The organism is Longimonas sp., from assembly GCF_046498435.1.
GTDB lineage: Bacteria > Bacteroidota > Rhodothermia > Rhodothermales > Salinibacteraceae > Longimonas.
In genome coordinates, this window is record NZ_JAWOAR010000218.1 from 1 (window position 1) to 4,088 (window position 4,088).

General features: G+C 63.2%; 3 protein-coding genes and 2 pseudogenes. 2 read left to right on the forward strand and 3 right to left on the reverse strand.

From position 1 onward, the window contains the following. Positions 1-7: 7 nt before the first annotated feature. Both R6U20_RS08310 and folD read right to left on the reverse strand, forming a co-directional pair. Complete coding sequence (locus R6U20_RS08310) at positions 8-226, reverse strand: hypothetical protein (RefSeq protein ID WP_410337398.1); 219 nt, start codon at positions 224-226, stop codon at positions 8-10. Positions 227-265: 39 nt separating this feature from the next. After that, on the reverse strand, positions 266-1,138 hold the full coding sequence (gene folD / locus R6U20_RS08315; RefSeq protein WP_410337399.1) for a bifunctional methylenetetrahydrofolate dehydrogenase/methenyltetrahydrofolate cyclohydrolase FolD: 873 nt from the start codon (positions 1,136-1,138) through the stop codon (positions 266-268). Between the two features lie 208 nt (positions 1,139-1,346). Between folD and R6U20_RS08320 the strand changes: the two genes are divergently transcribed. Together R6U20_RS08320 and asd are read left to right on the forward strand one after the other, a co-directional pair. Further along, on the forward strand, positions 1,347-2,324 hold the full coding sequence (locus R6U20_RS08320) for an aspartate kinase (protein WP_410337400.1): 978 nt from the start codon (positions 1,347-1,349) through the stop codon (positions 2,322-2,324). A 548-nt stretch (positions 2,325-2,872) separates the two neighbouring features. Then, a pseudogene (asd, locus tag R6U20_RS08325) lies at positions 2,873-3,856 on the forward strand (aspartate-semialdehyde dehydrogenase); the annotation flags it as partial. A 45-nt stretch (positions 3,857-3,901) separates the two neighbouring features. Here asd and R6U20_RS08330 read toward each other — a convergent pair. Beyond that, a pseudogene (locus tag R6U20_RS08330) lies at positions 3,902-4,088 on the reverse strand (hypothetical protein); the annotation flags it as partial.

Here is a 4,088-nt window from a genome sequence, read left to right on the forward strand (position 1 = left end):
CAAATCATCAGGTATTTTTGCCGCCCACCACGGCCTGCAGTTGGGTCACCATGTGCTCTAGTTCCGCAGCCTGGGAGGAAAGCTGTTCGGCTGTACTGGCCGACTGCTCGGAATGGGCCGCGTTTTGCTGGTCGAGGCCGTCGGCGGCTTCGGGCACCGGGGCGGTGGTGGTCGTGTCGGGCACGGCCGTAGAGCGCGGATCAAAGGTTTGCGTAGAAGAGGCCATAAGCAGCCCTATACCAGGGGGATACGAAACCAGGATGCGTTATGCGCGCCGGTGCTGGGCGGCTTGCAAGGTGTTGCGCAGCAGCATGGCAATGGTCATGGGCCCTACGCCGCCGGGCACGGGCGTGATGGCGTGAGCCTTGGGAGCAACGGCCTCGTAATCGACATCGCCCACCAGGCGGTAGCCGCGCTCGCGCGAGTCGTCGTCCACCCGGTTGATGCCGACGTCGATCACGGTAACGCCCTCAGCCACCATGTCGGCAGTGATGAGTTTGGGCTGCCCCACAGCGGCCACCACGATGTCGGCCTCGCGGGTGTGCGCGGCCAGGTTGCGCGTGCGGCTGTGGCATACGGTAACGGTGGCGTTGGCGTCGCGCTGCATGAGGAGGGCCGCCAGCGGTTTGCCTACAATGTTGGAGCGGCCCACCACCACGGCGCGCTTGCCCGAAAGGTCGTCGAGGGCGCGCCTGAGGAGCACCATAATGCCCGATGGCGTGGCGGGCACAAACTGCGGCATGCCAATGAGGAGGCGTCCCAGGTTCTGCGGATGGAAGCCATCTACGTCTTTTGCCGGGTCGATGGCTTCGATGACGGCATGCTGGTCGATGTGATCGGGCAGGGGAAGCTGAACCAGGATGCCATCGACGGTGGCGTCGGCGTTGAGCGTGCCGATCAGCTCCAGCAGTTCGTGCTGCGAGATGCTGTCGGCGCGCCGGTGCACGGTCGATTCGATGCCGACCTCGGCAGCGGCTTTCTTCTTGCCACGCACATACGAGGCCGAGGCGGGATGATCGCCCACCAGCACCACCGCCAGCGCGGGTGGGTCGGCGTCTTGTGTAAAGGATTCGACAGCCTGGCGCGTTGCTGCACGGACCGATTCGGCCACCGCGCGTCCATCAAGGCGAGCGTCCACGAGATCAGAAGAAATAGATGAGACAAGTACGTGTGTTGCTTCTACAAGCAACCTGTGCCTCCAGTATAAAGCCAGACGGGCTGCAATACAACGCTTGGCCACCGGAATTATTGACAAAGGGCACCACGCTGTTGCATCTACAGAGGAACACGTCGAAAAAACGACAGGTTCAGCCTACGGTCTGTATTCTACGTAACCTATGCCTGCTATGAGCACCGCGTCGCGTCCAGTTGTCGTTATGAAGTTCGGCGGCACCGCCACAGGCTCTGTTGGGCGGATGCGCACGATTGGCGCGGTCGTTCAGCAGGCGCAGGCATCGGTCCGGCCCGTGCTCGTGGTGTCGGCTCTGTCGGGCGTAACGCGACGGCTTGATCGCGGACTGCAAGCGGTTGTGGCAGCGCGCGAGGCCTCTGATACAACAGCAGACGGTGTCATCGATACGTTTCTGGCGGATCTGAAGACGCGCCACCGCACACAGGCCCGCGAGGTGCTGCCCGAAGCATTGGCCTCGGACTACGAGACGGCGCTTCTGGAGCAGCTCGATGCCCTACGCATCCGCCTGAACACGGTAGTCGATACCGGATTTACCCCGGCCCTGCGCGATGCGGTACTGGCCACCGGCGAGCAGCTGTCGGTGCCGATGGTGGTTGCCACGCTGCGCGCTGCCGGACTCGACGCCACGGTGGGCGATGCCACCACGCTCATCGAGACCGACACCACCTACGGCGAGGCGAATGTGCATCTGGAGGCGTCCAGAACGCGCGTGACCGACTGGTTCGCGGCGCTGCCGGATGAGGTCGTGCCGGTTGTTGCTGGATTCGTGGGCGCGGATGCTAACGGCGTCACTACCACGCTCGGCTTTGAAGGCAGCGACTACACCGCGGCGCTTCTGGCGTCGTTTCTGCACGCCGACTCGCTCACGCGCTTCACCGACGTAGATGGCATCTACACCGCCGACCCCAACACCGACGCCGCCGCGCAGCGCCTGGATCGCCTTACGATGGAGCAGGCGTTTGCCTGGACCGAGTCGGGGCGGCTGGGCATGCATCCGAAAACACTGCGCCCGCTCGCCGAGCGCGCCATCCCCATGCAGGTGCGCAGCATCGACCGCCCTACCGCACCCGGCACGCAGATCGTGCCCGATGCCGCTGGAACGCCTGCCTTCTGGCCGCCGCTTGTGGCGTGATGGCGTGCGTATCACCCGTGTATGCTGACGTACCAGACCAAGATGAGGGGCCCAGGCCACCCGTGCAGTCCTGGAGACAACTGAACAGCATACAACCTTTAGGACAACCCACCAATCCGTCATCCCGGACTTGATCCGGGATCCACCCCTGGGTGACGAACATGCTGTTTATGCAGCGTCCGGTCCGTCTTTTTGTCTGATACGAACGGCCTGTACATGGCAGCTTGCGTTCCTCCTCCTACTATAGCGTCAACGGTCAATGTGTGGGTTACAACATGCCCCGTTTACATGATGTCATCTTGAGCGGAGCGGCTCCGCCAAGGAGACGCGGAGTCCTGACACGAGCGAAGCGACTGATGAACGCAGTGAATAAAGATCTCCCTGGAGGTTGGCAGGGCCTCCTGTCCATCTGGCGTTACCAGGCCCCGAGGAGATGGTTCGACTGCGCTCACCATGACAGGCTTCGTGGGAGGATGATTGCAGAGCAACCATCAAAATGAGGATTGACACAGCACTACTTTTGATCACAACATTCCCGTATTCGTTCTATGGCTCAGCCCGCTATCCGAGTTGGTATTTTAGGCGCTACCGGCGCCGTTGGACAAACCTTTGTGCGCCGCTTGGCGAATCATCCGTGGTTTTCAATTAACGCCCTGGCCGCCTCTGAACGGTCGGCGGGCCACTCCTATCGCGACGCCGCAAACTGGCTCAGCAGCCGCCCCATGCCCGAGGCGGTGGCCGACATGGAGGTCGTGCCCTGCACGCCCGACGCCGTCGACGCCGATCTCGTGTTCTCGGGACTCGACTCCTCGGTTGCAGGCGAGATTGAGGCCGACTTTGCCGAGGCGGGCTTTCCGGTGATCTCCAACGCCAAAAACTACCGGATGGCCCCCGACGTGCCGCTGCTCATCCCCGAAATAAACCCCGAGCACGCCGCGCTTATCGACGAGCAAACATGGTCGGGCGGCGGGTTCATCGTCACGAACCCGAACTGCTCCACCGTCGGACTCGTCTGCGCGCTGCGTCCGCTCGTCGAAGCATTTACCGTGGAGGCGGTGCAGGTCACTATGCTGCAGGCGCTCTCGGGCGCGGGCTATCCGGGCGTGGCCTCGCTGGATGCGCTGGGCAACGTGGTCCCGTACATCGGCGGCGAAGAAGACAAGCTCGACGAGGAGCCGCGCAAGATTCTGGGCACGTACGCCGACGGTTCCATCCAGGAAGCCGATCTTGCCGTCAGCGCCCAGTGTAACCGCGTCCCCGTACGCAACGGACACCTGGCCTGCGCCTCGGTCCGGTTTAGCGACGCCATCGGGCCCGACGCGGTTGAAGAAGCCTTCCGCACCTACGAAAGTCCCGTCGACGTAAGCGCACTGCCCTCCGCACCCGAGCGGCTCGTCGTCGTTGACAACGCCCCCGATGCACCACAGCCCCGCAAGCACGTCTACGCCGGGGATGGCATGACCGTCACTGTGGGGCGCATTCAGGCGTGCACCGTGAACCACGTCAAGTTTGTGGCGCTCTCGCACAACACCATTCGCGGCGCGGCGGGCGGAGCGGTCCTCAACGCCGAGCAGCTGGTGCACGAAGGCCGTCTTGAAAGTGGGCAGACGGTAGGGGGGCAGTTCCATGACAAAGGGGGTGGCCGGCCCCTGTATGAGCGTGGACCGAAGCAGCTTTGCCACCAGCAGGGCTGCCATCCAGGAGATCAGGGTGATGATAAGCATGACCCGGGCCTGGTTCTCACTGAAAAATGCGGCCACCAGA

Excerpts from the sequence above, each read along its gene's own strand:
- R6U20_RS08310 (WP_410337398.1), bottom strand. The coding sequence starts at position 226 with ATGGCCTCTTCTACGCAAACCTTTGATCCGCGCTCTACGGCCGTGCCC.
- R6U20_RS08320 (WP_410337400.1), top strand. The coding sequence starts at position 1,347 with ATGAGCACCGCGTCGCGTCCAGTTGTCGTTATGAAGTTCGGCGGCACC.